16 protein-coding genes and 1 pseudogene are annotated in these 26490 nt (G+C 48.2%); 2 read left to right on the top strand and 15 right to left on the bottom strand.

What is annotated here, in order from left to right:
- Positions 1–103: 103 nt before the first annotated feature.
- The 15 genes from nusA to I6E49_RS10510 form a co-directional block, all read right to left on the bottom strand.
- A complete protein-coding gene (gene nusA, locus I6E49_RS10580) occupies positions 104–1363 on the bottom strand; it encodes a transcription termination factor NusA (RefSeq protein ID WP_235402230.1) in 1260 nt (419 codons plus the stop codon).
- A 3-nt stretch (positions 1364–1366) separates the two neighbouring features.
- Positions 1367–1834, bottom strand: a complete 468-nt coding sequence (gene rimP / locus I6E49_RS10575; protein ID WP_235402229.1) for a ribosome assembly cofactor RimP — start codon at positions 1832–1834, stop codon at positions 1367–1369.
- A gap of 232 nt (positions 1835–2066) precedes the next feature.
- A complete protein-coding gene (locus I6E49_RS10570; protein WP_235402228.1) occupies positions 2067–3818 on the bottom strand; it encodes a murein hydrolase activator EnvC family protein in 1752 nt (583 codons plus the stop codon).
- A gap of 5 nt (positions 3819–3823) precedes the next feature.
- Positions 3824–4693, bottom strand: a complete 870-nt coding sequence (locus I6E49_RS10565) for a DUF4292 domain-containing protein (RefSeq protein ID WP_235402227.1) — start codon at positions 4691–4693, stop codon at positions 3824–3826.
- A gap of 10 nt (positions 4694–4703) precedes the next feature.
- Complete coding sequence (locus tag I6E49_RS10560; RefSeq protein ID WP_235402225.1) at positions 4704–6503, bottom strand: tetratricopeptide repeat protein; 1800 nt, start codon at positions 6501–6503, stop codon at positions 4704–4706.
- A 21-nt stretch (positions 6504–6524) separates the two neighbouring features.
- On the bottom strand, positions 6525–6962 hold the full coding sequence (dut, locus tag I6E49_RS10555) for a dUTP diphosphatase (protein WP_235402224.1): 438 nt from the start codon (positions 6960–6962) through the stop codon (positions 6525–6527).
- A 258-nt stretch (positions 6963–7220) separates the two neighbouring features.
- The gene (locus tag I6E49_RS10550) at positions 7221–9713 is read right to left on the bottom strand and encodes an alpha-N-acetylglucosaminidase (RefSeq protein WP_235402223.1); all 2493 of its coding nucleotides are present in this window, start codon (positions 9711–9713) and stop codon (positions 7221–7223) included.
- 233 nt (positions 9714–9946) lie between these two features.
- A complete protein-coding gene (locus tag I6E49_RS10545) occupies positions 9947–12166 on the bottom strand; it encodes a hypothetical protein (protein WP_235402222.1) in 2220 nt (739 codons plus the stop codon).
- A gap of 110 nt (positions 12167–12276) precedes the next feature.
- The gene (locus tag I6E49_RS10540) at positions 12277–12741 is read right to left on the bottom strand and encodes a DUF5018-related domain-containing protein (RefSeq protein WP_235402221.1); all 465 of its coding nucleotides are present in this window, start codon (positions 12739–12741) and stop codon (positions 12277–12279) included.
- A gap of 29 nt (positions 12742–12770) precedes the next feature.
- Entirely contained in the window at positions 12771–14708 is a 1938-nt protein-coding gene (locus I6E49_RS10535; protein ID WP_235402220.1) for a RagB/SusD family nutrient uptake outer membrane protein, read from the bottom strand.
- A 6-nt stretch (positions 14709–14714) separates the two neighbouring features.
- Positions 14715–17819 (bottom strand): SusC/RagA family TonB-linked outer membrane protein, encoded by a 3105-nt coding sequence (locus I6E49_RS10530; protein ID WP_235402219.1) that lies wholly within the window; start codon positions 17817–17819, stop codon positions 14715–14717.
- 415 nt (positions 17820–18234) lie between these two features.
- Complete coding sequence (locus I6E49_RS10525; protein WP_235402218.1) at positions 18235–19524, bottom strand: ATP-binding protein; 1290 nt, start codon at positions 19522–19524, stop codon at positions 18235–18237.
- A gap of 255 nt (positions 19525–19779) precedes the next feature.
- Positions 19780–22701 carry an outer membrane beta-barrel protein gene (locus I6E49_RS10520; protein ID WP_235402217.1) on the bottom strand — a complete coding sequence of 974 codons (2922 nt, stop codon included), beginning with the start codon at positions 22699–22701 and terminating at the stop codon, positions 19780–19782.
- A 187-nt stretch (positions 22702–22888) separates the two neighbouring features.
- Positions 22889–24595, bottom strand: a complete 1707-nt coding sequence (locus I6E49_RS10515; protein WP_235402215.1) for a pseudouridine synthase — start codon at positions 24593–24595, stop codon at positions 22889–22891.
- Positions 24571–24846: a two-component regulator propeller domain-containing protein gene (locus tag I6E49_RS10510; protein ID WP_235402213.1), complete on the bottom strand. Its 276-nt coding sequence runs from the start codon at positions 24844–24846 to the stop codon at positions 24571–24573. The genes I6E49_RS10515 and I6E49_RS10510 overlap by 25 nt, the downstream gene beginning before the upstream one ends.
- Before the next feature lie 485 nt (positions 24847–25331).
- On the opposite strand from I6E49_RS10510, the gene I6E49_RS10505 reads away from it, so the two are divergent.
- Positions 25332–25472 carry a hypothetical protein gene (locus I6E49_RS10505; RefSeq protein WP_235402211.1) on the top strand — a complete coding sequence of 47 codons (141 nt, stop codon included), beginning with the start codon at positions 25332–25334 and terminating at the stop codon, positions 25470–25472.
- 671 nt (positions 25473–26143) lie between these two features.
- Positions 26144–26374: pseudogene (locus I6E49_RS10500) on the top strand (glycosyl hydrolase 53 family protein); the annotation flags it as partial.
- Positions 26375–26490 lie beyond the last annotated feature (116 nt).

The following is a 26490-nucleotide window of genomic DNA, read 5'->3' as shown; positions in this document are numbered from 1 at the left end:
AGCATGTCCATGACATGCAAAACTTGAGTTCCTATTAGATACTCGCTAAGGGAGTTCCAAGAAACCTCGCGGTTTCTGAAGCCCCCTTATATGAAATATCCGCTTACTCGAACTCGGCGCGGAGCACTTTCAGCACGTTGTCTACGGTCTCCTCTTCGAGGTCGGCCTTTTCAACAAGCATGTCGCGTGGTGCATTGAGTACGGCCTTAGCGGTGTCCAGACCGATGCCCTTAATGGCATCAATCACCCACTGGTCGATTTCATCAGAGAACTCGTCGAGATAGATATCCTCGTCGGCATCCTCCTCGCTCACCTCGCGGAATACGTCGATGGTGTACTCGGTCAGCATAGACGCAAGCTTGATGTTCATACCGCCACGGCCGATAGCAAGGCTCACCTCCTCTGGCTTAAGGTAAACCTCAGCCTTGTGGTTCTCCTCGTCTATCTTGATAGTCGACACCTTAGCGGGCGAAAGTGCACGCTGGATGAAGAGCTTTGTATTGGCGGTGTAGTTGATTACGTCGATATTCTCGTTGCACAGTTCGTGAACAATGCCGTGCACACGGCTACCCTTAACGCCTACGCATGCTCCTACCGGGTCAATACGGTCGTCAAAACTTTCAACGGCAATCTTAGCACGCTCACCCGGCATGCGTGCGATGCGACGGATGGCGATGAGTCCTTCGGCTATTTCGGGCACCTCAGCCTCCAACAGACGCTGCAGGAACATTGGGCTTGTGCGCGAAAGTATAATCTTGGGGTTATTGTTCTCGTTGTCTACACGCTCTATGACGGCGCGTATTGTCTCGCCCTTGCGATACTGGTCGGCAGGAATCTGCTCTGCCTTAGGAAGGATGAGTTCGTTGTTCTCGTCGTCTACAACGAGTACCTCACGCTTCCAAACCTGATAAACCTCAGCTGCGATAACCTGACCTACGCGATCCTTATACTTATTATATAGCGAGTCGTGCTCAAGTTCAAGAATCTTTGATGCGAGAGTCTGTCGCAAGTTGAGTATGGCACGGCGGCCAAACTTGGCAAATTCAACACGTTCTGATACGTCCTCACCTACCTCGTAGTCGGGTTCTATCTTGCGTGCCTCTTTCAGAGCGATCTGCTTGTTCTCGTCCTCTACTTCGCCGTCAGCTACAACCACACGGTTGCGGTATATCTCGAAGTCGCCCTTGTCGGGGTTGACGATAACGTCAAAGTTCTCGTCGCTGCCGAATATCTTTGCCAGAACGTTACGGAAGCTCTCTTCCAGAACGCTTACTAAAGTGGTGCGGTCGATGTTCTTGGTCTCCTTGAATTCCTTGAACGAGTCGAACATGCTCACAATATCGTCTTTCTTTGCTGCTGCCATAGCTTATTTGAAATTTATTAAGTATTTTGTATATTTCACCTTATCCATCTGGAACGCACGGTCTACTTCCACAATCTGCGGACGCTTCTTGCCTTCCACTTTCTGTTTCTCCAGAACAGTCACCACAAAGTCATTGCCTTCGGCGCTCTTCAGCACGCCTTTGTACTTCTGACCATCGGCATCGAGCACCTCCACGTCCTTGCCGACAAAGCAATGATACTGCTGCGGCACCTTAAAGGGCTGGCCCAATCCTGCCGAACCCACCTCGAGTTCGTAGTCTTCCTCGTCGCGGCTCAGATGATCTTCGATGTAACGGCTCAACTCCACGCAGTCTTCAATCCACACGCCATCAGCATGGTCTATCTCAACTACAATGCGGTCGTCGGGGCTTACTTCCACGTCGACAAGAAAGTATTCCTTGCCGTCGAGCCACTCATTAACAATACTTTTTACGGTGTTTTTGTCTATCATATAAATACATTAGAGAATAAAAAATGAGGAGCTCTCTCGGAGCCCCTCATTCCACTGAACGATGCAAAATTACTAAATTTCTGCAACGTACACAAATATTTACTACATTTTCTATTACACAGTCCCCAAAATAGCAATATACAACTGTAATAACGGCTAAAACCCCATTGTTTACAGTGCATACAACTCCCCTCCCTGCGGGGGAGGGGCTGGGGGTGGGGCTTTGTGTATTTTATCTTCCTATCCACGCCTCAGGGTTCAGGCGGTTCTGCATTTTACGCAACTGGAACTGAAGGATATTATCTTGTGCCACAGAGCCCAGGCTCTGACGTGTAGACACCTTCTGTCCGCGCTGAACATTGACCGAACGCAGGTTGCAATATACCGATATGTAGGCTCCGTGGCGCACCATCACCACGAACGAACCGCCGTATCCGAACACGGCACTAACCTCGCCGTCGTATATTGCGCGTGCCTGGCAGCCGGGCTGACCCATAATGTTTACGCCCTTATTGTCTATAGTCACTCCCTTAAGTCCTGCAACACTGTTCTGTCCGTAGTGGCTTACTATGCGTGCACTACCTGTTATCGGCATTGGCAGACGACCCTTGTTGGCCTCAAATCCGCCCGACATCATACGGTCGACCGACGACATCGTGTTGGTCTGTTCAACATTCTTGCGTGCTTGCGCTATCTCCTTTGTAGAGCGTTGTTCGTCGGCTCGCGCCTTACGCTCCATCGCTTCACGCTGTGCTTCAGCCTCACGTACACGCTGTTCGGCTACCGCCTTCTGTTCAGCAGCCTGACGTGCAGCGGCATCGGCAGCTGCCTGAGCCTTCTTCTTAGCTTCGGCATCGCGCTGACGCTGCGCTTCTACACGTGCAGCCTCCTCCCTTTCCTGCGCAGCACGGGCCTCTGCCTTTGCACGTGCTTCCGCTTCGCGAGCCTCACGCAGTCGGCGTTCGTTCTCAATACGTGCCTTTTCTGCCTCAGCACGCTTACGTGCAAGCTCTTCCTCACGACGTTTCTTGGCAGCGGCAGCCTCAGCGGCGCGTCGTTTTGCTTCCTCGGCAGCACGTACACGAGCCTTCTCCACCTCAATGGCAATGAGTCGGTCTATCTGTGCGTTTATTGCCGAAGCGTCCTTACGCTGCTTGTCTATGACGCGCTGTATGGTCTTCTGCTGTTTCTGCAGCGAGTTCACCACCTGCTGTTGCTCCTGCTGCTTGCCCTCAAGTTGCTTTCGTTCCTGTTGTCCGCGATAAAGCATGTTGCTTTTCTGACCCTTCACCTGCTGCAGCTGTTGATGTTTCTCGTTCACCTGCGCCTGTTTCACCTTCACCATCTCGCCCTGCGCCTTCTGCCATGAGGCATACTCACGCACAAAGCGCAGTCGTCGGTACATCTGGGCGAAGTTCTTCGCCGAGAAGATAAACATCAGACGGTCTTGCAACGTATGCTGTCGGTTGATGTATCGCATCGACTTCACATACTTAGCCTTACGCTCCTGCAGTTGCTTCTGCAATGTAGTAAGCTGGGCGTTGAGCAGTCCGATATTGCCGTCGATATGATTTATATCCTTCTGAATACCGTCAATATTCTTCTGATGCTTGTCTATCTCGCTGTTGATGACGAGCAGATCGTTGAGTCGTTTCTTCACGTCTGCCTGATTGGCACGCAATGCCGCCTCCTGCTTCTTTATCTCCTTCTGCATGGCAGAGCGTTTCGACTGCAATCCGCGAATCTCGGCTGTAGAATAATTTGGACGTGCCTTCTTTTTTGACGTAGTCCTCCTGGCTGTAGACTTCTTGGCTGTTGTATTTCTTTTTGTGCTGGCAGCCTTTCTTACCTGAGCCTTTGCTGTCGTCTTTTTTCTATTCTGCGTAGTGGTAGTCTTACGCTGCTGCATGAGCGTCAGAGCCGTCGCATCCACTGGAGCGACAAGCATCACTATGGCAATAAGTGCCATTAAATACTGCTTCATTGGCTTTACTGTATTGACATGAGTTTCTTGAGAATGTCCTGAGCTTCTATCTTCTTGTATTTACCCGACAGTTGTGTCGTAGTGTCCCAGTCGGCCGAGTTCTTGGGTGACGACATTTTCACCGTCAACTGCACTGTCTGCTGACGTCCGGTGACTGCTGTGGACACGGCAAACTGCTGCGACAACGGAAACTGACGACCGTCAAACGAACGGAAATTGTCGTATGTCCACACGAGCGACGACTTGCCATGAGCTGCACTATCATAGTTAGCACCAGCTCCAGTAATCTGCGCTGTACTCTTCGAAGCCTTCCACTGATATTCCATATTGCCGTTCTTGAAGCCTACGGGCACAGTTGTAGCCATGTCAGCCAGACCGCATGTGAATCGGTGCAGCATCTGTTCGTTCACCGTTTTCTCTCCAGGCAGGAACAGCTGGTTCCAGAACAGAGCCTGGAGCGAGTAGAACGACAGTCCGTTGTCTGCCAAAAAGCTCACGTCCTTGTACGAAGCCTTGATGTATTCTTTATGAAAACGGTCTACAAGCAGCACATAGTCGGGTGTGAAGTCGATGCGGGCTACCTCAGTACGTATAATGGGCAGCAACAGCTGCAGTCGTATCACCTCGTCGCGACGCATGCTTATCTTGCCGTCGCAGCTGAAATCCTTGTTGCCTGCAACCAGTCGCAGGTCGGCACCGGCTACGATATTACGTGCCTGCACCTGATTGTCCAGCACACGCTTCAAGAACGCCTGCTGTTCCGACTTCTGTGTCTTCGACAGCCCAGTTGTGTCACTTCCGTCGCCTGCCACCTTCTTGCTGGCACATGAGGCGAGCAAGAGCACTACAGAGAGTATCGTTATTAGTCGTTTCATTGTCTTATTGTTACTCTATCTTCAGTTTCTTTGTTTTAATCTTTCTCGTCAGCACAGCCTTGTCGCCTCCTGACTTTAGTGCACGCTGCCACAGTTCTACGGCACGGTCGGTATCGCCGCACATGCAATAGATGTCGCCGGCGTGTCCTATCACCACTGCACTGGGTCCGTTTGTCGAATCGTTGTCGTTCTCAAGCGCCCTGTCTATATAGGCACGTGCCTCGTCATATCGCTTCTGCAGGAACAGTATCCACGCGTACGTATCAAGATAGGTGGAATTGGTAGGCTCTGCCTGCACCGTCTTGAAGCTCATCTGCTCTGCACGCTTTAGGTCGCGACGCAGTTCTGAGAGATAATAAGCATAGTTGTTGAGCACAACAATGTTGTCTTCTTTCCACTTAAGACTGTTGTCGTAAGCCTCAAAAGCTTCCTCCTGACGCTTCTTCTTAAACAGGATGTCGCCCATCGAACCGTAGAAATCGCTTGCTATGTCGGGGTCGGTACGGTCGTTTATCTCCCCCACTCCACGCTTCAGAGCGTCGAGAGCGCGGTCGTCGTCATCCTTCTGGAAGTATCCGAGTCCAAGAAAATAATAGAACACCATGTCGTCAGGGTTATACTGCGTTCCGGCAGTACTCAGACTGATCACCTCGTCCCATTTCTTCTTGTCCCACTTGTCTTGTATCAGCTTCACACGAGCCATATTGTTGTCCGGCTCAATGCTGAGCGTATGTTCAAAGGCGGCGTTCACCGAGTCGTCTGGCATTCCCTTCAGCTTCATGTACATAGCCTTCATATTTGAAATGTCGGCATCCTTGGGCGATGCCTTCATAGTGCGGTCGAAGAGGTTAAGCACCACCACGCTGTCACCACCGTTCTGCTCCGACTCCTTTATAGCCTGCTGCAGCATGGTCACCTTGGTCTTCGGCTCGGTCTGCGAACTGAAAAGTATCTTCTCGCGCAGTTCGTCGGCAGCCGCATTGTCGCCACCCGAACGATAGTAGTCGTACATCGAGTTGAGGGCGAATGCATTTTGTGGATCGTCAGCGAGTGCGCCCTGCAAGTATTTGAATGCCTCGTCGCGACGGCTGTGATTCATCAGCCAGTTGCCCAGCATCACCTTATAATTAGGTTCGTTGGGATGTGCGTCGTTCAGCGCCTTCAGCATGCGGTAAGCGTTCTTTGTGTCGTGACGCATCTCGTAGACATTCATCTTGAGCAGTGTCAGTTCGTCGCTCTCGCCGTCAACCTTTTCCATACGGTCGATGGTGGAAAGCATGCGCGAATAGTCCTTCTTGGCCCCGTACAGACGCACGAGAATGTCGAGGATATCGGTACGCTCACGATAGTGTGAGTACAGATTTTCGTATGCCTTGATTGCGTTGTCGTAGTCGCGCTGCTGTATATATGTAGCTGCTACGCTCTCCTGATAGGTGTCGTTGGCTGGTTGCAGACGTGCAGCACGCTCCATATACTTCGTGGCTATAGAGTCGTTGCCCGTATCGAAGTACTGTTGTGCCAGCCGATAGTAGGCTTCGGCAGCGTTGGGGTTGACCGTTCGGCACGAGTCTAACAACTGAAGGGCTGTAGAATCGTTGCCCCTTAGCTGACAGCACACCGCATCGAGAAACAGCCTGTCTGCCAATGGTGTGGCGTCGAGCAGCTGCTTGGCGCTGATGGTCATCGTGTCGGTATCGGGACGTTGTGCCGAACCTTTAGTGCGGTTGTCAATGCCGGTGGCAATGGCTGGCGCAATGGCGAGCAGCAAGACTGCTCCGATGCCGATTATCTGATTCTTGTATGAATTCATTATCGTTAATGTGTTACCTGCTTACTTCACTCCAGTGTGGCCGTATCCGCCCTCTCCGCGTTCGGTCTGGTCGAGTTCGTCAACCACTTCAAACTGTCCTTGCTCATGACGTGCTATCACCATCTGTGCAATGCGCTCGCCTTCGGTGATGACAAACGGCTCGTTAGAGAGGTTGACGAGCAGTACGCCTATCTCGCCACGATAGTCGGCATCGATGGTTCCGGGCGAATTGAGCACCGTTATGCCGTGCTTAAAAGCCAAGCCTGAGCGTGGGCGCACCTGAGCCTCATAACCAGGGGGCAGCGCCATGTACAGACCTGTCGGTATGATGCGGCGCTCCATCGGATTGAGCGTGATTGATTCGTCGATGTTGGCACGCAAGTCCATGCCGGCACTCAGTTCGGTAGCGTATGCCGGCAGTTGCTGACGGCCACGGTTTACTATCTTTATTTTCACCATATTATATTGTCGTTATCTTATGTTTCTTATACAATCAATCTGCAAAAATACTGATTATTGACGAGATAACGGACGTTTAGCCATAAAATAACATTAATTTAGGGTAGCCATAATAGGCTACAACGTCCCCACCGCAGACAGAACGGGCTGTATACTATAAACAAAAGGAGGAGAACCCGCTGGCTCTCCTCTCCATCTACTATAATTATAACTAATTATAAATACAAGTTTCACAACTTGAGATTAATATAACGAACATTACATGTCACACGTGATTGTTCCTGCAATGTTTCCATTCATTGATTTCAACTTCAATTTCAGTACACATCCGTTATTGGCATTCACCCCACTCGGCACAACCAAAATATAATACAGCATGCCATTCTTAGATGAAATGACTTCTGAAGAAGAAACAACTTCTATACCATCGGCCTTTAGAATAACACCGCTGCACTCCAGCACACTATTGCCTTTCAGACATTCTAATGTGATGCTCTTCATATTGGAAAGCATACGGGCAGGGATATGAAACTCGAAATCCTTAGTCTCTCCAGAGCCAAGACTCCAAGTACCTACCATGTTCGGACGATTCAAAAGTAGCGAAGCTGCAGAAATATCCTTAGACAAAGCAAGCATTTCTTTAGCAAAACCTACGATATCAAAATCAGTATTCCAGTGGTAACTGTCATGATTATCCTCAACCCAACGACGCTCCCATTGAGCCAGGTTTACTTGCTCGCCACTTTCACGTCCACGATAATATTCCTTCCAACGACCCAGATAATAGTTTCCAATCAAACCACTCCATATACGTGCTGCATAATCATCTACAGGCGGTCCCCAGACGGTCACAATACGGCGGGCATTGGTTTCGTATTGTTTACGCTGCGCATCAGTATGAGCTGACTTCTGAGCGAACGACAGCCAGCGGTCAAGACGAAGCGTAGGATGTTGCGAAAGAATACGATCCATTCCTAACATCAGAGTTTCAAAACGACTTTGAAGGAAACGAGCCTTAAGCGTATCACCCAAGAGATATTCCTGATCGATTAGTCTTGTTAGCAATTCTGCCTTACCGCCCAGATAATGTGCGGTCATTTCACACAAATCAGTCAGAAAATAAGGACTGTCCTTCAACTTGTCGGACGCAGCAATAAAGCTTTCCAAGCCACGGAAATAGTCCGCATTCATATTGATTGAACCATTCTTCACACTGCCCGGACGCAACTGCCAGTTAAAACGCGGATGATCGGTAAAACCGCCGTATACAGATTTCATTAGATAATCCCATGCTGTCATGAGTTGTTCGGGAGCAGCACCATAACGGTTCAAACTGTATTGTCGCAACCATTCGCGAACATCGATGTGGCGATTGCTCCATCCTGCATCAGTAACCAGTTCGTATAGAACCTCATTGTTTTCTATACCTTCGGGTGCCAGACCATGTGCCACCAGATTGCCGCGGTTGGCTGAAGCAAGTGCTTCGAGGTGACCGTTAGCATAAAAGTCAAGCACACCTGTCATTCCTACTTTGCCTCCCATATTCGGGATTACACTATACACCCACTGTTTGTTATAAAAGCCTTTATAATACTCCCAGTTTACTTCCGAATGCCAGAAATGCTTGTTATAATCCACTGCCAAATCGAGCAGAAGCATTTTATCGTCTGGCACACGCGATACAAGTGCCCCTAATGTTTCATAATCCCAGATATGGCGTTGATAGCCAAACATCCACCCCTGCATCACCCAAACGGCATTCTTATTGGCTTTCTTTATAGCATTATACACCTTTTCGCCATAAGTAGCTGCCATATCATACCGGGCAGGATTACCCTTTTCCGGGAAAGGAATGTCCATTTCATTGAAACTGTCCACCAGATAATAGTCGCACTTGCCAAACTCTTTCTCCCATTCACGTATAAAAGTCTCCGAAATCTTTGCGAATAAAGGCTCTGTTGGCGAAATCATCCAGTTGTGAAAAGCACCTCCCCAGTGTGTTTCCACAATGTTAAGATTAGGATAGATGCGCTTGAAGGCTTCAGGAATAAATCCGGGAAATCCAGGACAAATGGGTTTCATACCTAAAGAGCGCATACGGTTCAATATTTTATGCTGTAGTGCCAATTGGTCTTTGTGCCAGTCGGCATTCAAAGGGCCGTCAATGCCACTCACGTTTCCCATACGCATCCAAGGCAAATGTGCAGGTCCTACGAAATATCCATTTATCTCTTCGTCGGTCAGTCCCATCTTCTTCCACACACGTGCCAATATAGCCTCATAGCCAACAAGTGCAAGAGGCATATTTATGCCATGTAGAGCCATCCAGTCTATTTCCTGCTCCCAGCGTGTCCAGTCCCAATAAGGCATGCTGTAGCCGTATGTACATACATTAAAGTAATAATGATTCTGAAAAGGAGAAACCACCTTCACGTCATTAGTGGCAGGGAGTGAAGACGGAAGCTGTATGTTGTTTCCGCTCCATGAGTACATTCCTAACTTATGTGCTTTCACATAATCATAGAATCCACGACACAGAGCCACATTGTCCGATCCTTTCAGACGAAGCACACCGTTCACAACCGAATACTCGTAGTACATATTGCTACCATCCTTCCTAAGTTCCAGACTTATAGGAATAGAAGACTGTCTACTTACTCGTTGCAACACCCCAAGGGCTTCATCCGTATTACGGGCAGAGACCGTAAAAACAGACAATACACTAAATAACAATAATAAAAATCTATTCATAGTATTCACTATGTTATAAGAGGGAGTCAAAAGTCAAAAAGATGATAAATATGACTATCTATAGGAGGGTATAGCATCCCTGCTATACCCACTCAATCTACTGTAGATAAAGGCAGAGTGGGTAGGGCAAGGATGCCCTACCCTCCTATGATAGCAGCCTTCAGCCCGTATAATTGACTTTTGACATACTCTCCTTTCTACCTATAAACTAAGTATAGATTGGCCAACAACAATTATTTGTTGGCTTCTCCAAAGTCGAACTTACCATTGTCAACGCCCTCGAATACGAATACCGACGACTTAGGCATAGTGATAGTTATCTGCTTGTCGATGTCCACAGCCTTGCCTACGGGCAGGCCCTCAATGCCTCCCTTACCAATACGCTGGTCGGAGTATGAGCTACGAAGGGTGATGGTTGTCTTGATATAAGCAGGGATGTCGAACACCTTGCGCAGGGTTGTTGTTAGTGTCTGACCTGCAACATCTGGATTGCGCAGAGCAAGCGTTGTCTTCTTGCCGTTCCATGCTGCCCAACCATAAATGTTGGCCTTCTTGCCATCCCAAGGATTGCCACCTACCCAATGTACGTCGGGCAATACATCAGCATTGCGCTGCTGCCAGTCCATAGCATCAGCAAGCTGCTTCCATAATGTGCCCTTCTTACCCTTACGGTTCTTTATCTCGTCGAGAAGCTTGTAGTCGGTGTAAAGTTCAACCATTGACGAGCCACAACCGAATGCACAACGCATCTCGCGCACAATGCCGTCATAGTTCATTGTCTTAGACACTGCACCGAAACGGGTAAGGATAACGCCGTGTGTCATCAATGTATTGATAGGACAGATGGGCGAACGGTCGATGAAGTTCTGATGAACAAGGCGGTCGCGATAAGTAATCCACTGTTCGCGGTCGTCGCCAACGCCAATAGTACCGAAGTCGCCTTCCTGACGCCATACCGCATCGCTCACATGGAACCAGAACGGTGAAGCCCATGTACCAACGGTGGTGTTGTAGAAGATGTCCTTACGCTTCTTGCGAACATCGTTCTCGATGCTGATGATTGCCTCGCAGTTTTCAAGTCCTGCATCGGTCATGTCCGGGCCTACAGCCGAGAACTGGGCGCTGATGCCATCGTACTTGAAGAAGCGGAAGTCGTACTTGTCAATCATGTCGCTTGAGCACTTTACGAAGTAGTCGTAATAGGCAGGGTTGCTGAGCTGCATGCCACCACGTCCGCGCCAGTAGCCACGGCGATATTCGCCACTTGCTCCATATCCGCCAACCGGACCGAGCCATGCACCAATGCCTACACCCATTTCGCGAGCCATAGCGTCTACTTTCTTGAATCCTTCGGGGAAGTTTGGATTGAATGTCCATGTTCCGTAAGCATCCCATCCGTCGTCGAATACAAATGCTACCGGAGCCTTGCCGTAAACGTCGTAGAACTTCTTCTTCCAGTTGCTCACTACGTCCTCGCACTGTGTGGCTGTCATATTCTCCGAATAGTCGCCCTTAAGGTTCAGTTTGTCCTCAGCGTCGTACTTGCCACGGTTGCCGGGAGCGTTGTTGCGGTCGATATTAAGCTCATACCATGAGTTGTAGATTGTCATTGGATGCCATGCAGCAGCACGCTCACGCTCGCTGTATGCAAGAAACGAACGGCGTGGCTGACCCTCAGCCACAAGACCTACAACACTGCTTACATTCCATGTCTTGCCGGCATTCAGTGTGGTGTGACGCACCCAGTTGCCCACCATCGGAACTACGTCGCGGTTGTTGATAGTAGCGATGTCGGCAGGATCTACATTATTAGTATTGACACCCATAGGAGTCTCAAGACCTGCAAATATCTTGTTGCTAAGGAGTACAGCACCACGAGTGTTGCCCACAACAACGGGAGCCGACTTAGCCTTGCTATTGTCTACGGCATAAATCATCGGCTTGATGTTATCCATGCGTACATCCTTGTCTGATGAAATGCTCATCTCTGTACGCAGATAGTGCGAACCGTCACGCAACACTGCACGCCACTCCACCTTGATGCTGCCACGAGTAAATACAGCCTTTACGCCCTTACCATTGAAACGCTCTGAACCCTTGGCTGCCTTTTTATCGGCAGTATATGTTTCGCCCTCAACGCTCACGAGTTTCATATCCGAAGAAGCAAACTCGGTGCAGTCGGCAAGGCGCACACTGAACAGATCGTTTGATGGCAGCAAGTCCATAGCGCTGCATCCATCAAAGTGCAACTTGCCGTCAACAACAGAATAAGATGCTTCCAACAAACTGTTTGAGAGTACAAATTTCTGGGCTTCAACCTTCAATGCAGCTACTCCAGCCTGCTTCTGCTGTGGGAACACTACCTTCTGAGCGTGAGCTGTTGTAGCAACATTGCCCAACAAACAACCCAAGAGAAGCGCTCCAAAAGTATTTCTAAGATTATCTTTCTTCATTTACTCCTTTTATGATAAGTTCTATTTAAAAAGAATAAGGTGGGAAGGTAGAACCACAGAGCTCTCCTCTCACCTTATTCTCAACTCCTATTTTACACTAAGTATAAAGCTTACTTATTAAGATTTACACTGATTGTCCAAATTTTTGATTTGCCATCGGCAGCCTTCACAATGTACTTGTGGGGTTGTGACCAATCGGCAGGAACACCCAGCTTAGGTGCGCCTTCAACAGGCTGCATAACTGATGCTGTAGAGATGTTGACTGCAACAACGATATTGTTGATATTAACGTCAGCCTTCTCTTTTTCAGTGAAGTTTGTAGGCACCTTGAATGTCAATGCACATGTAGCAGCCTCGTTGTCGATAGCCTGACCTGTGCGCTGCAACTGCTTCTGGATAACCTGCACCTCACCGCTGGCGTTGATTTTGTCTGTACCCTTATAACGATACCATGCATAACCTGCTGTGATGTCGCATCCATCGTATGTGTCGAGCTTTTCAAGATCGCTCTCAAGACAAGAGGTGCAACTCAGAGCCATGACAAACATGGCTATAAAGAATTTCAAGATTTTCATATTCTTTGTTTTTTGTTTCTTTAATTAAATTACCAACCCTCATTCTGTTCGTGGTCGAGACCGTATGACTCACGAGTGTCGAGGAATCCCTGAGCAATAGGGAAGAGATAACGCTTAGTGGTGAAGTTACGGTTAGCACTACCAAGAAGTGTCACCTGATTGATGAGCAACTGTGTGCGGTCGCGTGAAATCTCAATCTTGTAAACTGGGCGGTCGAGATCGTAGATAACGTCGCCAGCCTCGCGTCCGTTGTTGGCATAGCCACCATACTTACCCCAGCGCAAGTAGCTGAAATAGATGTCGCCATTCTCATTTGCCATCTCTACACGGCGCTCGCGGATGTAGTCGGCCCAAGCCTCAGCCTCTGTTGTAGCTGTAGATGGAGCAATCTTACCATGCTTTACGCGTGTGGCGTTGAGAGCCTCAACAGCTTTGGCAACATCCTTCTTCAAGAGGTAAGCCTCAGCAAGGTTCATGAAAGCCTCGCCTGTGCGGCACATGTTGTAGTGGAGCTGTACTTTACAATCGAAATATGCACGTGGCTCAGGGCTCTCGATGTTCGACTTGCGCCAGTAGTAACCAGTAGTAGTGTTGTACCAGCCACCGTCTTCCTTATCACGTACGCCCATTGAGAGGTTGCCTCCAAGGTTGGTTTCTACAGTCTCGCCAATCCATGTACAGCCGTCGTAAACAATTGAAGAAGCAAAGCGTGCATCGCGACCGCTATACATCAACTTCGAAAGGTTGGTTTCCGAACCTGCCTTCAGCTTGTGGTAGCGCAGATTGGTAGGATGAGCGCTATTAAGCTGTGCAAAGTCCTGAGGAGTAGGAATGCGACGAGCATTGCCGTTTACCTGCTCGTATGAATCAATCTGTCCAGCCGCTGTAACAGTTGTCGGGTCAAGGACGTCTACATTCTTCTTGTACTGTGAGGTCTCCCACCAAGGCAGAGCCTTACCAGTCTCCTCGTCGGTAACGAGATACTGGTCAACCATATCCTGTGTCGGGAAGTAGATGGCCCATCCCTCAAATGTACGACCGTTAGGATTCTGCACCTTAACAGGCGACTTTGAGTTAGTTACATCGTCCGCTCCGATGTTAGGATATGTGCGGATCAGCTCCTCGTAACCACCAATTGTAGAGTTTGCCTTCAAACGATAGTAACCCCACAGAATCTCTGGATTGGTCTCGTCCTTCTCGTTGAACATGCCACCATAGGTGTTGCTGAGTGAGCAGTTCTCTGTTACGTCCTTAGCATAGGTGATGGCCTTGTCGAGATACTCAGTATTCTTTGTGTAAGCGTAAGCCTGCAACAATGCGCGGCTCAACAGAACTTCGGCAGCATACTTTGTAGGTTCACCTGGCAGAGCCTCAGTAGGCAAGCCAGGTATAGCAGCCTCCAAGTCATCGATGACATACTTGTAGCTCTCGGCTACATTCTTAGTCATAGGAATAGTGGCCTTATCCTCATCTTTTTCTGTAATGACCTCACACATAGGGACAAAACGTCCCATCTTGCGTGCCTGGTCGAAGAATACAAGGCCACGGAGCAGACGACCCTTGGCAATAATTTCTGCCTTATCACCCTCGGTCATGGCTGTCGAAGCCTGAGCCTTCTGGATGATGAGGTTGCAACGGCGGAGCAGTGCAAAACGATTGATGCCGAAGTCGGAACTTCTTGAAAGGCCAAGCTCGGTAGCTAAACCATCAATGCCTTCGCCTACTTGTGAGCACTTAATACCGTTAGGTGTACGAGCCTCCCAACTTGCACACGAGCCATTGCCAGTGAACATTGTTATGACATTGTCGTAGGTGGCATTGACGAAAGCATTTGCTGTGGCTTTAGAACCCCATACAGTAGCCTCGTCGAAGGTAGTTGTCGGATGAGTATCCAACGTATCTTGGCAAGATGCGGCACCCATAGCAAGAATGCCGAACAATCCTATCTTAATAATATTATTTTTCATAATTGTTTAGAATCCTAAATTAATTGTAAATGCAATTACTCGCTCTACCGGATAGCCATAGTTCTCTGCTGAAGAGTTCTCTGGGTCGAGTCCGAACTTGGTAGCCTGAGAGATTGTGAAGATGTTCTGTCCTGAGATACCCACCTTGGCGCGTGAGAGCCATGCTACGCTGCGCAGCAATGAGTGCTTGAGGTCATAACCGAACTGGAAGTCCTTCATACGCAAGTAGGCACCGTTGATGAGCCAGAAGTCACTGCTCTGATAGTTGTTGTTCGAGTTGAGGCTGGTGTTGGCCATGAGACGCGGATATTTAGCATCTCTGTTGTTAGGTGTCCAAGTATCGGTCTGATAGTCGAATGCCACTGGCAATGTACCTGCCTGGCCTGTCTGCATAGCTGCCGAACCCGGGATGTACATACCGAAGTTTGTAGAACCCTGGAAGAGCATGCTGAGATAGAAGCCCTTGTACTGGAAGTTCATGTTGATACCGAACTGGCCGCGTGGCATAGATGCCTTGCCCAGACGACGCTGGTCGCCACCGTCAATCATACCGTTACCGTTGGTATCCTCATACTTGATATCACCAGCTGTAAGATAGCCAGAGTTCAAGCCACTAACATAGCCCGGGCTATTCAATACATCGTCTGCATTCTTGTAGTAGCCGAGATTCTTGTACAATACGCCATAGTAGCCCTTCTGCTGCTGCTGACGAGTGTAAGGATTCATGTATGAAGACTCGCTCTCGCTGCGGTTCAAAGCCCAAAGCTGGTCGAAGTAGGTGAAGTTGCCCGAGATGTCATACTTCAAGTCGCCAACGTTGCTACGCCATCCGAGCTGGAGTTCCCAACCCTCGCGACGGAATTCGCTGTCTGACTTAACGCGTGGCAGTCCTACACCGATAGATGTGTTGAGATAGCTGTCACCGGTAGGCGACTGCAGATAACCCTTTGTAGAGTAGTAGAAGTAGTCGAACGAACCGTAGAGACGGTTGTTGAGCGATGCGAAGTCGAAGCCGATATCAGTCTGGCGTGTGGTGTACCATGTGAGGTCGGGTGAAGGCAGACTGCCCTCAGAGAATCCCGGCACATACTTGCCGTTGATTACATAAGCCTGGTTGTTAAGGCTGTATGATGTAAGATAGGCAAAACGACCTGCGCTGCTGTCAAGACCTGTCTGACCATAAGAAGCACGGAGCTTCAACGAGTTGAAGATATTCTTCTCGACAAGGCTCTTCATGAACTTCTCCTCAGAAATAACCCATCCGAGAGCTCCACTGAAGAATGCGCCCCAACGATGGCCCGGTGCGAAATAGTCAGAACCATCATAACGGATGCTTCCCTCTGCATAATACTTGTTGGCATAGTTGTACTTCACCTGACCAATCCATGCAGCACGTCCGAGTTCTGACTCCGAACCGCTGTTCAACTGGTCGTTGGCAGGACCTACACCCATCTGGTCGATAGAGAAATCGTAGCTGCTACGTGTAGCATCGTACGATTCGCCCTTCTCGTAATACTGCTCGAAACCACCGAGAGCCGAGATGTTGTGCTGACCGAATGTATTAGCATACTCGACGAATGCCTGGTTGGTGTAAGAGTAGCCTGTGCCAGAACGGTGATAGAGCTGTGGCTTGTTGGCATACTGAGCTACGTCTGATTCCCAGTCGTACTGAGCTGCATCCTTGCGCCAGTTCTTGTAAGTCTCGCCATAGTAGCGGTAGTTGCTTGCAAGACGAACCTTCAAGCCGTCTACCCAAAGGCATGACCATACCAGCTCGCCCTTACCGTTGATAACGTTAACAATGCTACGCTGGTAACCTGCATCGGCTGCTGTCTCTGCAACGGGGTTGTCGGTAACGTTGTATGGCAATCCGAGACTATTAACACCAGGACGCATAGGCGACTGATTGTTAATGTGCGAGAATACATGATAGTAACTATTTGAAGTAGAAGTGTAAGGGTGCTCCTGATGCTGGCGATAACCGTCAAGGGCAGCGTTAACCTGCAATCCGAGAGCCTTGATTGTAGCCGACTCTGCCAAGCGGAATGTAGTACGCTTCATCCAGTGGTTGTCGCTGCGATAGAGTGAGTTCTGGTCTATATGTCCTACTGACATATAGAACTGATGAACATCATTACCACCTGTCAATCTTACAGTGTGCTTTGACTGCGGTGCCCAATCTCTGAGCACAAGTTTGCGCCAGTTGGTATCACCGAAGTTGAGCGGGTCTGATCCGTCGCGCATCTTCTGTATAGCCTCTGCTGAGTAAACCGGGCTTTCCTGACCATTCATAAGGTCGTTGTTCTTAGCTACGTTAGCCCATTCAGCACGCTCGTAAGAGTGCATCTTCTCAGGCCAGATACTTGGCTGTGAGAACGACATGTTGAAGTCGTAGTCGATGCTTACCTTACCGCTCTTACCACGCTTAGTTACAACCTGTACGATACCGTTAGACGCACGCGAACCGTAGACCGCAGTAGCAGAAGCATCCTTAAGGATTGACATTGACTCGATGTCGTCGGGCGAAAGGTTGCGGAAGTCAACAGAAGAACGTACCACGCCGTCGATAACGTACAAGGGATCGCCACCACCACGGATACTAATAGAAGGAGTAGAGTTTACACCACCACCGCTTGCCTGCACGATAAGACCAGGCGAACGACCGGCAAGACCCTGTGCAATGTTGGTGACAGGAAGGTTAGACATTTCATCAGCCTTTACAGTAGATACAGAAGCAATCAAGTCGCGCTTCTTTGAGCTACCATAACCTACAACCACAACTTCGTTAAGAGCCTTAGAGTCTTCTTGGAGAATAACCTTAATGTCCTTTCCGTTGAATTTAACTTCTTGGGGTGTAAAACCGATGTAAGAAATTACAAGTGTCTGACCCTTCTGAACACCAGCAAGCGAGAAGTCGCCATCAAGTGCTGTAATGGTTCCAGTCTTGTCAGAACCCTTCACCTTAATAGTTGCTCCAATTACAGGTTCGCCAGTCGAATCTGTTACAATACCCTTGACAACATCTTGCGCATTCACGGTAAGCGATGCACCTAAAAGGATTGTCGCCAAGCCAGCCCTCATGGAGAACTTAAAAGCATGTCCTTTTTGCATAATTCTTTTGGTTTGTTAGTAAATATGGTTATTTAATGGTTTAATCGTTGTTATTGACGATATTTATATATGTTGCTGCAGACGAAGGTTAGTATCGTTGCAGTAAATGGTCTGTAGGTTTATAAATTAGTCTTTGCAAAGATATAACAAATTCTAAAAACGGCAAAGCAACTGTTAGTTTTTTTTTAAAATACGCCAAAAAATGTTGCGGTCAGGACAAAAAAGAGGGCTTATTAAGTGTTGAATGTTAAATGTTAAGTGTTGAATTGGGGGTTAAGATAAAGTTTTATCCATCATTAAAATAGACATTGCTAACAGTAGGAGGCTATGGCGAGGACGCCATAGCCTGCGCAGTCAGCCTGTACATTCTTATTATCAATAGAGCATAAGAGTCGACTCTATATATTCGCTGTCTTTATATTGCAGCCATACAAGCATATAGAGGAATGTTTGTCATCCAATCTTGTTCCATATAAGGAAGCATTGAGAAACGTATCGCCTTGAGTTCCGGATTGCAGGTGATAAAGGTTCTAAGTGACTTCGACTTTACATTTACTTCAGCCTTTACCTCTATCGGAACCACTTTGTTATGACTCTGTGTAATAAAATCAATCTCAATAGTTGAATTGTTGACCGAATGATAGTAGAGCGACATGCCTAAAGCTTTCAACTGAGTGAAAACATATAGTTCGGTAAAAGCACCTTTGTATTCTGAAAAAACATTGTCGCCAACAAGTATCGATTCGGCAGGAGTTTCAGCCATAGCCCCCATTAGTCCTACGTCATGCATAAAAAGTTTGAAGGCATCGGTATCCTCATAGAATTTAAGAGGTAAACGAGGAGCATTGACTCTAACCACCTTATATGCAAGACCAGCATCAATCAACCATTGTATTGCTATCTCAAACTCAGTAGCACGGGCACTTTTCTTTAATGCTCCATATATGAATTTCTTATTCTCCTTAGCTAACTGAGCCGGAATACTATCCCAAACCATATTTATACGAGGCACTTCGCGTGCTGGAGCATGCTTGGAAAAGTCGCGTCGATAATCAGCAAGAATCTGTTGCTGGATACTTCTTATTTCTTGCAGGCTGTTGTGTTCGACGTATGCCAATACGGCTGCAGGCATTCCACCTACATAATAATATTGTCGCAAGAGACCGATAAGCTCCATTTCAAGCATGTTGATGACCGTCCAGTTTTTGTTTACTATGATATCAACCAACTGCGTTTTGCCCATAGCATTTAAGAATTCTAAAAAAGTCATGGGATAGAGACGCATCTCCTCAACTTTGCCTACAGGATACGAAGTGCCATCATGGAGCGACAATCCAAGCAAAGAGCCAGCCACAACAATATGAATGTCGGGCGTTTCCTCACAAAAGAATTTCAATGCTTCCAAAGCCTTCGGACAATCTTGTATCTCATCAAGCACTAACAAAGTGTCGCCAGGAGTGATATTTACTTGACTGATGGCAGACAAAGCCATTAAAATATCGGCTGTGTTTCCACTCTTCTCAAACACTTTTCTGACCTTCTGATTGCGATCAAGGCTGAAGAATGCGACTTTCTGATATTCTTTTTCGCCGAATTCACGCAATATATAGGTCTTGCCTACCTGCCTGGCTCCATTAAGAATCAATGGTTTACGTGTCTTCTTATTCTTCCATCTTAACAGTTGCTTATAAATATCTCTCTGCATAATTACACTTTTTATGATGAATATCCGACGCAAATATACACTTTTTCGGACGAATAATCAAGTAAACCTTACACTTTTTCGGACGAATAATTAAGCAAACCTTACACTTTTTCGGACGAATGCAACTAAAAGCGAAGCCCGTCCCCTACCCCTCTCCAGCAGAGAGGGGAGCGATATGCAATGAAATTAGGCTCATCCGATATTTGCACTTATAAATTATAGTTTCACTCCAAATATCGGATGAGTCATTTTTCTTTACTTTTTGTTCTTCGGCGACTTGCTGAACTTATACGCCACCTTCATCATCGCATAGCTTGGCAGGCTGTTCAGCCATGTCTCCGAACGGCTTTGTCCACTTACATTATACTGTGTGCTCGACAGATTCTGCAGTATGTCGAAAGCCTCGGCTGTGAACGTCAGCTTGCCTTTGCAGAACGAACGTGCGAGCGAGGCGTTCCATACAAGGTCACTTGTGTTGAACGATTTGTCGCTGTAGCCACGACGGCAATACTCCTTGATATCGGTAGATAGCGTTATGCCCAACGGCAAGGTGTAAGTCATGCTGCCGCCATAGTCAAACTGGTAGGCATTGATTTTATCGAAGTTGCTGCGGTCGCTGACGCTGTGTTTCCATTCAACCTTGCCACCCAAGCTGATGCTCAACTTCTCCTTTTGGAAATGCAAGTAGAGGCTGTTGCCCAACTCTGAGTTGAAAGTGTAGCATACCTGCATAGGGTCATCGTCGTAGGCAATGTCGAATTCCTTGCGGCGCAGTCCGTTTACCCACAGTTTATAGTCGAGATTGAACAAGCGGGCCTTGCCGAGAGCTCTACCATAAGATACGGTTGACCAGAAGTCCCAGTTGCCTCCTCCACCGATATTGTCGCTCATATATGTGTAGCCACCCGTCTGAGTGTTGTATCTTGTGCGCGCACTTACATTGTTGTGGTAGAAGTTACCCGTAAGGAAGAATCCCACATACTGCTGGTTCTTGAGTCCGCGAAGGCGCAAGTTGAAGTCGTAGTGGTGAAAGAGCGATTTCTTCAGATTAGGATTGTTCACGGTCACCGACAGCGGATTGGAATTATCCGTATATGGCATAATTCTGAAGAAATCGGGAAAACTGCTCTGCACATAATACCTAACGAACAAATTCAATTTACTATTAAATTTATAGTAGAACATATCAGGTCGGAACACGAATCGGCTTCTTGTGGCTGTGGTGTCAAGAGCCGCACTATGGTAGTTGATACGCTCGTCTTCATCAACCAGCTTGAGTTCTATTTGAAAATACGAGTCGTCAGCATTTCTTCGAAACGTTATATTACCGCCCGAATTTCTCTTCAATGTATTGTAGCGTCTGCTTGTGTTGTTGTCAACCACATCCTCAAGCAACTGCATGTTTGACGGGAGAGTGGCATACATCATTTCCGGATTAGCCATCCACTCGCCGCCAAGTTGGTCGAGACGATAGTTCATTCCCGTTGTTGAGTTGTAGTCCTGCGAGAAAGTGGGTCCTGCCAGCACAGTCCATTTGGTATATGGTATCTCCAGTCCATAGCTCAGGCTGGCATTCAAGCTATAGCTATTCGATTTTCTATCATTATAATAGTTGCGCAGGTCCTTGTCGCCAGTCTTAAAATAGTCATTGCGGCTAAGACTGAAACTCTCGTCAGGATTGGAGTTTTTGTAGTTTACATTCACAGACATTTCGATTCGGTCGCCCCATGCCAACTTGTGCCACGTCTCCAAATCGCTATTAATACTCAACGTGCGTCCCTTTGACAGTGAGCGGTTGAGCGAGCGGTTGGTGATAATGTCACGCAATGTGCCCTGCACATTCTCTGCGAATGTGGAATCGATAGTAGAGTTGATGTCACCCCAACGGTTAGGCTCGACAGAATAAGTGGCACTACGGCTTACGGACAACGACTTGTTGTCGTAATAGTCAATACTTGTATCAAACACTAATCCAGTCTCTCCCTGTAGTGATATAGAGTTATAAAGATTAAAATTATGGTTGCTGGTGCGCGAGTCGCTGATGTTGCGGCTAAAGATATTGCCGGCAGAGGCAAAACTCTCCGTTGAATTGCGCGACATGTCGTGCGTATTATCCCAGCCAAACGTTATGTTGCCCTTCTCGTTGAATTTGTCATTCTTCGATGCTGTGCTGAAGTCGATGCCAACTTTGCGTGTGGTCTTCTGTCCCTGAGGACTGTTGGCAGGCGACCAGTCGCCTTTTCCTCCCGGTCGGCGTGTCTCGTTCATGTTGTTAAGATTGCCGAATATAGATAGTCGTGAGCGGTCGGTGTAGTAGAGTCCGAATAGTCTTCCAAGGTATCGGTCCTTGGTGCCACCCGCCGCCTCCATGTTGGCTATGTATCCACGGTTGTACTCACGCTTCAGTCCAACATCCATCACATAGTCCTTCTTAGCCACTTCCTTGCCCATAAGTCGGCTCTTGTCCGAAGAGCGGTCGTACACTTTTAGCTCCTTTACAGTATAGTAGGGCAGATTGTCAAGCATAATCTGGTTCTTTCCCTTAAAGAAATCCTTACCGTTGAGCAGCAGATAGTCTATCTTCTTGCCATTGACATAGATGTCGCCGTTGCTCTTTATCTCCGCACCCGGCATCTGTCTGATAAGGACGTCGAGCATGGAACCGTCGGGCACATTGAAAGCGCTTGCGTTATATACAAGTGTGTCGCCACGGTAGGCAAACTTCACTTTGGTGCTTGTCACCACAACATCGTCGAGCATCACCTCCTTGTTTGCCTTCTTTTTCAGAAAGAGCGCAGGCATCTCGAACGACTTGTTGCGTGCTATATATTTTATTCTGTGGTTTATACATTTGGTCTCATATCCGTCACACTCAGCCTTGATGATGTAGGTAGCTGGGCGTGCTGGAACATTAACATTATAGAATAGGTCTCGTCCCCATCCACTTGTAGTAATGGTGTCTACCACTGTGCTGTCCTGGTTCATCACGGTGACAAAGGCTTTCAGATCCAATTGAGTGAAAGAATCCTTCACTTTACCACTAATCCGGACTGTATGCTCCTTCTTCTTGCTTTGTTGTTGATTCTGTTGTTGGTTCTGTTGTTGCGGACTGTAGCCACTTGCTCCCACCGGCAACATAGCAACCAGCAGAGTAAGCATCAGATAAATTGATTTCATAGTTATTTCTTTAAGTAATTGTTCAAGATTAATTCTATTATATGGCATTGAATGTACAAAAGTACATACTTTTTTTTTTATGCACAAATAAAACAAGCACAAAAAAATGTATGCGCAAAGCAAAAAGCGATAACATAAGTAATTAATGGATAATTCATGGAAATTCGTGACTACACAACACATGATATTATTGCCATAAATTATCTATGAATGTAGACAACCACTTCATTCGTTGTCCAGTTGTGGGATGAATTATCTGCAGTTCAGCTGCGTGCAGATACATTCGTGGCGCTGCTGTGCCGCGTCCGTATAGCGGATCGCCGAGAATTGGAGTGGCAAGACCGAGAGGGTGGGCACAGTGTACGCGCAACTGATGCGTGCGACCCGTGTGTGGATATAGCCACACGAGGGTGCGACCGCCCTGCGTGCTGACGACACGATAGGTGGTGACCGACGGTTTGCCGTGCTCCATGTCGACACGTTGGCGCGGACGGTCCATTATGTCGGGCATCAGGGGCAGACTGATTGTGCCCTCATGTGTGGCAGGAACGCCGTCGAGCACAGCCTCGTAGCGTTTGGCTGCGGTGCGGCAGGCAAACTGCTGTTGCAGGGAATGATAGGCTTCGAGTGTGCGTGCCACTACCATCAGTCCGCTGGTGTCGCGGTCGAGGCGGTGCACCATTATCGGATTGCCGTCATACTGGAGCCAGCGCTGTCGCATTATCGACTCTACGCTCTCCACATTGTCCTTGCCCGGCACCGAGAGCATGCCTGCCGGCTTGTCGACAACGCATATTGCGTCGTCCTCGTACACTATCTTCAGCTCTTCCGATGCGGTCGCCGTGAGCGGATTGGGTTCTACGTCGAGCCCCTGAAGCATGTGCGTCAGTATGGGCAGGCACTTCGAACGGCATGCGGGATAATAGCTCAGATGATGGCGTATCTCCTGCCGTGGCGACTCACCCCACCAGAATTCAGCCATGCACACGGGTTGGAGTCCGTGGCTGTAGGCATACTGCAACAGCTTGGGTGCGCAGCAGTCGCCAGCCCCAGCGGGCGGAATGCCATGTGTGGTGGTGCTGAATATGTCGATGAGGTCGCGCTCTTCGCCACGCGCGTTGAGCATGCGGTATTGCGTGAAGAGCCACCGCTGCAACTCGTCGCTCATGCTTCGGCGGCGCTGTCGCAACGCTGCTATGCGTTCGTCGTACTGCTGTGTAAGGGCATGGGCAGCCGAAAGCTCTGCATCGAGACGCTGCTTTAGCCGGCGAAGGTCAGCCTTCAGCGTCTGACTCTCGCGTGTCATGGCAACCGCTTCAGCTTCGCTGATGTGCACGAGTCCTGCCTGGGCATCGCTGCGACGACGGTCGCGTTCAGCCTTGGCGCTTGCTATGCGCTGCTTCATGGCAGCAATACGGTCGGCAGCCTTCTGTCGCAGCGTCGCTTCTTCAGCTTTGACACGCTTGTATTCATCCGAATGGCGTATGCAGTCTATCTCTCTGTTGATGTCGGATATGCTGCGTTCGGTCACCTTAAAGTGTCCGTCGGGTTGCTGGGCATCGAATACGGGCGGCACAAAGTAAGCCCAGTCGTTGCGACCGGCAAGCAATCCGGAGTAAGCGGCAATAAATCCTAACTCGTAATTCCCAACTCCTAACTCGCAACTCCTAACTCCTAATTCGTAATTCCTAACTCCTAATTCGTATCTTACTACAAGTACTCCGAACATTTTGCCACAACTCGTCTCACCATGCCAAACGCCTGACTCGACGATGTGGCGTTGCACTTCGGCGGCGGCAAGGCGGCAGAGCGGATGCGGTTCGTAGCAAAACGGGAAGGTGAACTGGCGGGGTGGCAGTATGTCGGTATTTAATATATGTACAAGTCGGTCCATTGTTTATCCTCTTGAATACTCCGCAGGCGTGATGCCATGGGTGTGCCGTCGGCAGATGTGTTGTGCTGAATGGTGCGGTAGCCGTCGTACGAGTAGAGTCCGTTCTCGGTGCCCAGCCACACCATTCCCTGCTCGTCCTGTGCTATGGAGCACACGGTCGAAGCCTCAGCAATGGCTATATTGCTGAATGTCTGGGCTGATGTGAGCGCTGAGAGCAGCGCAAGTATAAAGGTGAAGAGTAAAGTTCTCATTGCGATATCATGTGGGGTTAAGACATTTTAATGGTTTCTATTTCACGGCGTTAAATTACAAAAAAAATGTCATACTCGGAAGAACAATGCCAACATTCTGCTGCTTACGCCATAAAATCGGCTGCCAACCGCGCTCCTGGCGAAGAGAGCAACAGAGCAGCAACCGCACGGCTAACTCGCTGAATATAAAGGCATAAGGTTCGTTTGTTGCGCGTCAGACGACGTGGCGTAAAATGACAGGAAAACAAAAGGACTCCTTTTGGAGTGCAAAAGGACTCGTTTTGAAGGGCAAAAGGACTCCTTTTAGAGAGCAAAAGGACTCGTTTTGGAGTGCAAAAGGAGTCCATTTTTAAAGCGTTGAATTGTTAGTGGGGAAAGAGTGATTGCCAGTGGAGGGCGTGTCAAAAGTCAAAGCAGCACGCACCGAAGGGGGCAGAAGCACATAGCCCAGGGCACCGCCCTGAGGTAAAAAGCCACCAAAAACAATGCGCCCTGTAAGGGCAAAAGCGTTAATTATCAATGCTTTTGCCCCTACAGGGCGCATTGCTATTTTCAATCCATACACCCAAGGCGCTGCCTTGGGCTATGTGCTTATTGGGCTTTCAGCCCGTATAATTGACTTTTGAACACCCTCCTCCTACAGATAGCCTTCTTCTTATATTTTCGACTCTTGACTTTACCCTCCTGAGCAGTTAGCATATACATTCGTATTGCAATTATTTGCACCACTGCTTGCGCAGGGTATGGCGGGGGCGCCATACCCTCCTACATATATACAACATCCTTACTGCTTAAACTTCTGACACTCCCTATCCTTTCTTTTGTCATTTACATTTCGGCCAAACCCTTTGTTTATGGGCGTTTGCGAGCGTTTTTGTCTGTTTTGTTTTGCCTTTTGTCCAATTTGTGATGCGGTTTTCCTTTTATTCGTTGTAATTTTGCAACCGAACCGAAAACCTATCCGTTTCAAATCTTCAAGAGATAAAGTGAAAAGTGAAGAATCCCCGAGGGGAAAAGGGAAAAGGGAAAAGTGGAAAGTAAAAATCCGTTTGCTTTAAACAAATACTAAAAAGAAAACTATAATGAAACTAAAGAATATATTATATGGTGTGATGATGGGAACAGCGGCGCTCGCAACCAACAAGGTTGACACCATAGCTTATCTGCATTCTACACACTTACAGCCAAGTGGGAGGAAATCAAGATTGTCGACCGCGAGAATTCTGTAGTATATGGCTCTGATCCGAGCGACCAATTCACACTCTCTTCATTCCTTAAACCGCTTCTACTCGCTGCCTTGGCGTTCGTCACGTTATCTTCGTGCAGCGACGGCCACGATACAATTCCGCAGAAAGAACCGACCTACGACATGACCGGTTTTGCAAAGGGTGCCGACGTGAGCTGGCTCACACAGATGCAGGCTTCAGGCAAAAAGTTCTACAACAGCAACGGTACCGAGCAGGACTGCATGTCGCTCTTGCGCGACCTTGGTGTCAATTCCATACGTCTTCGTGTATGGGTTGATCCCGCAAGTTGAGAATTATTATTAAACTCAATATATGATAATCATTTAACTCAAGTTTCGGATTTAGAATTCAAGCCGTTTGAGCATACTCTCTAAGTGCAGCCAATCTCTTGTCATTC

Source organism: Leyella stercorea (assembly GCF_021531655.1).
The sequence above is the reverse complement of the archived record's forward strand: the minus strand, read 5'-3'. Positions and strand labels throughout refer to the sequence as shown.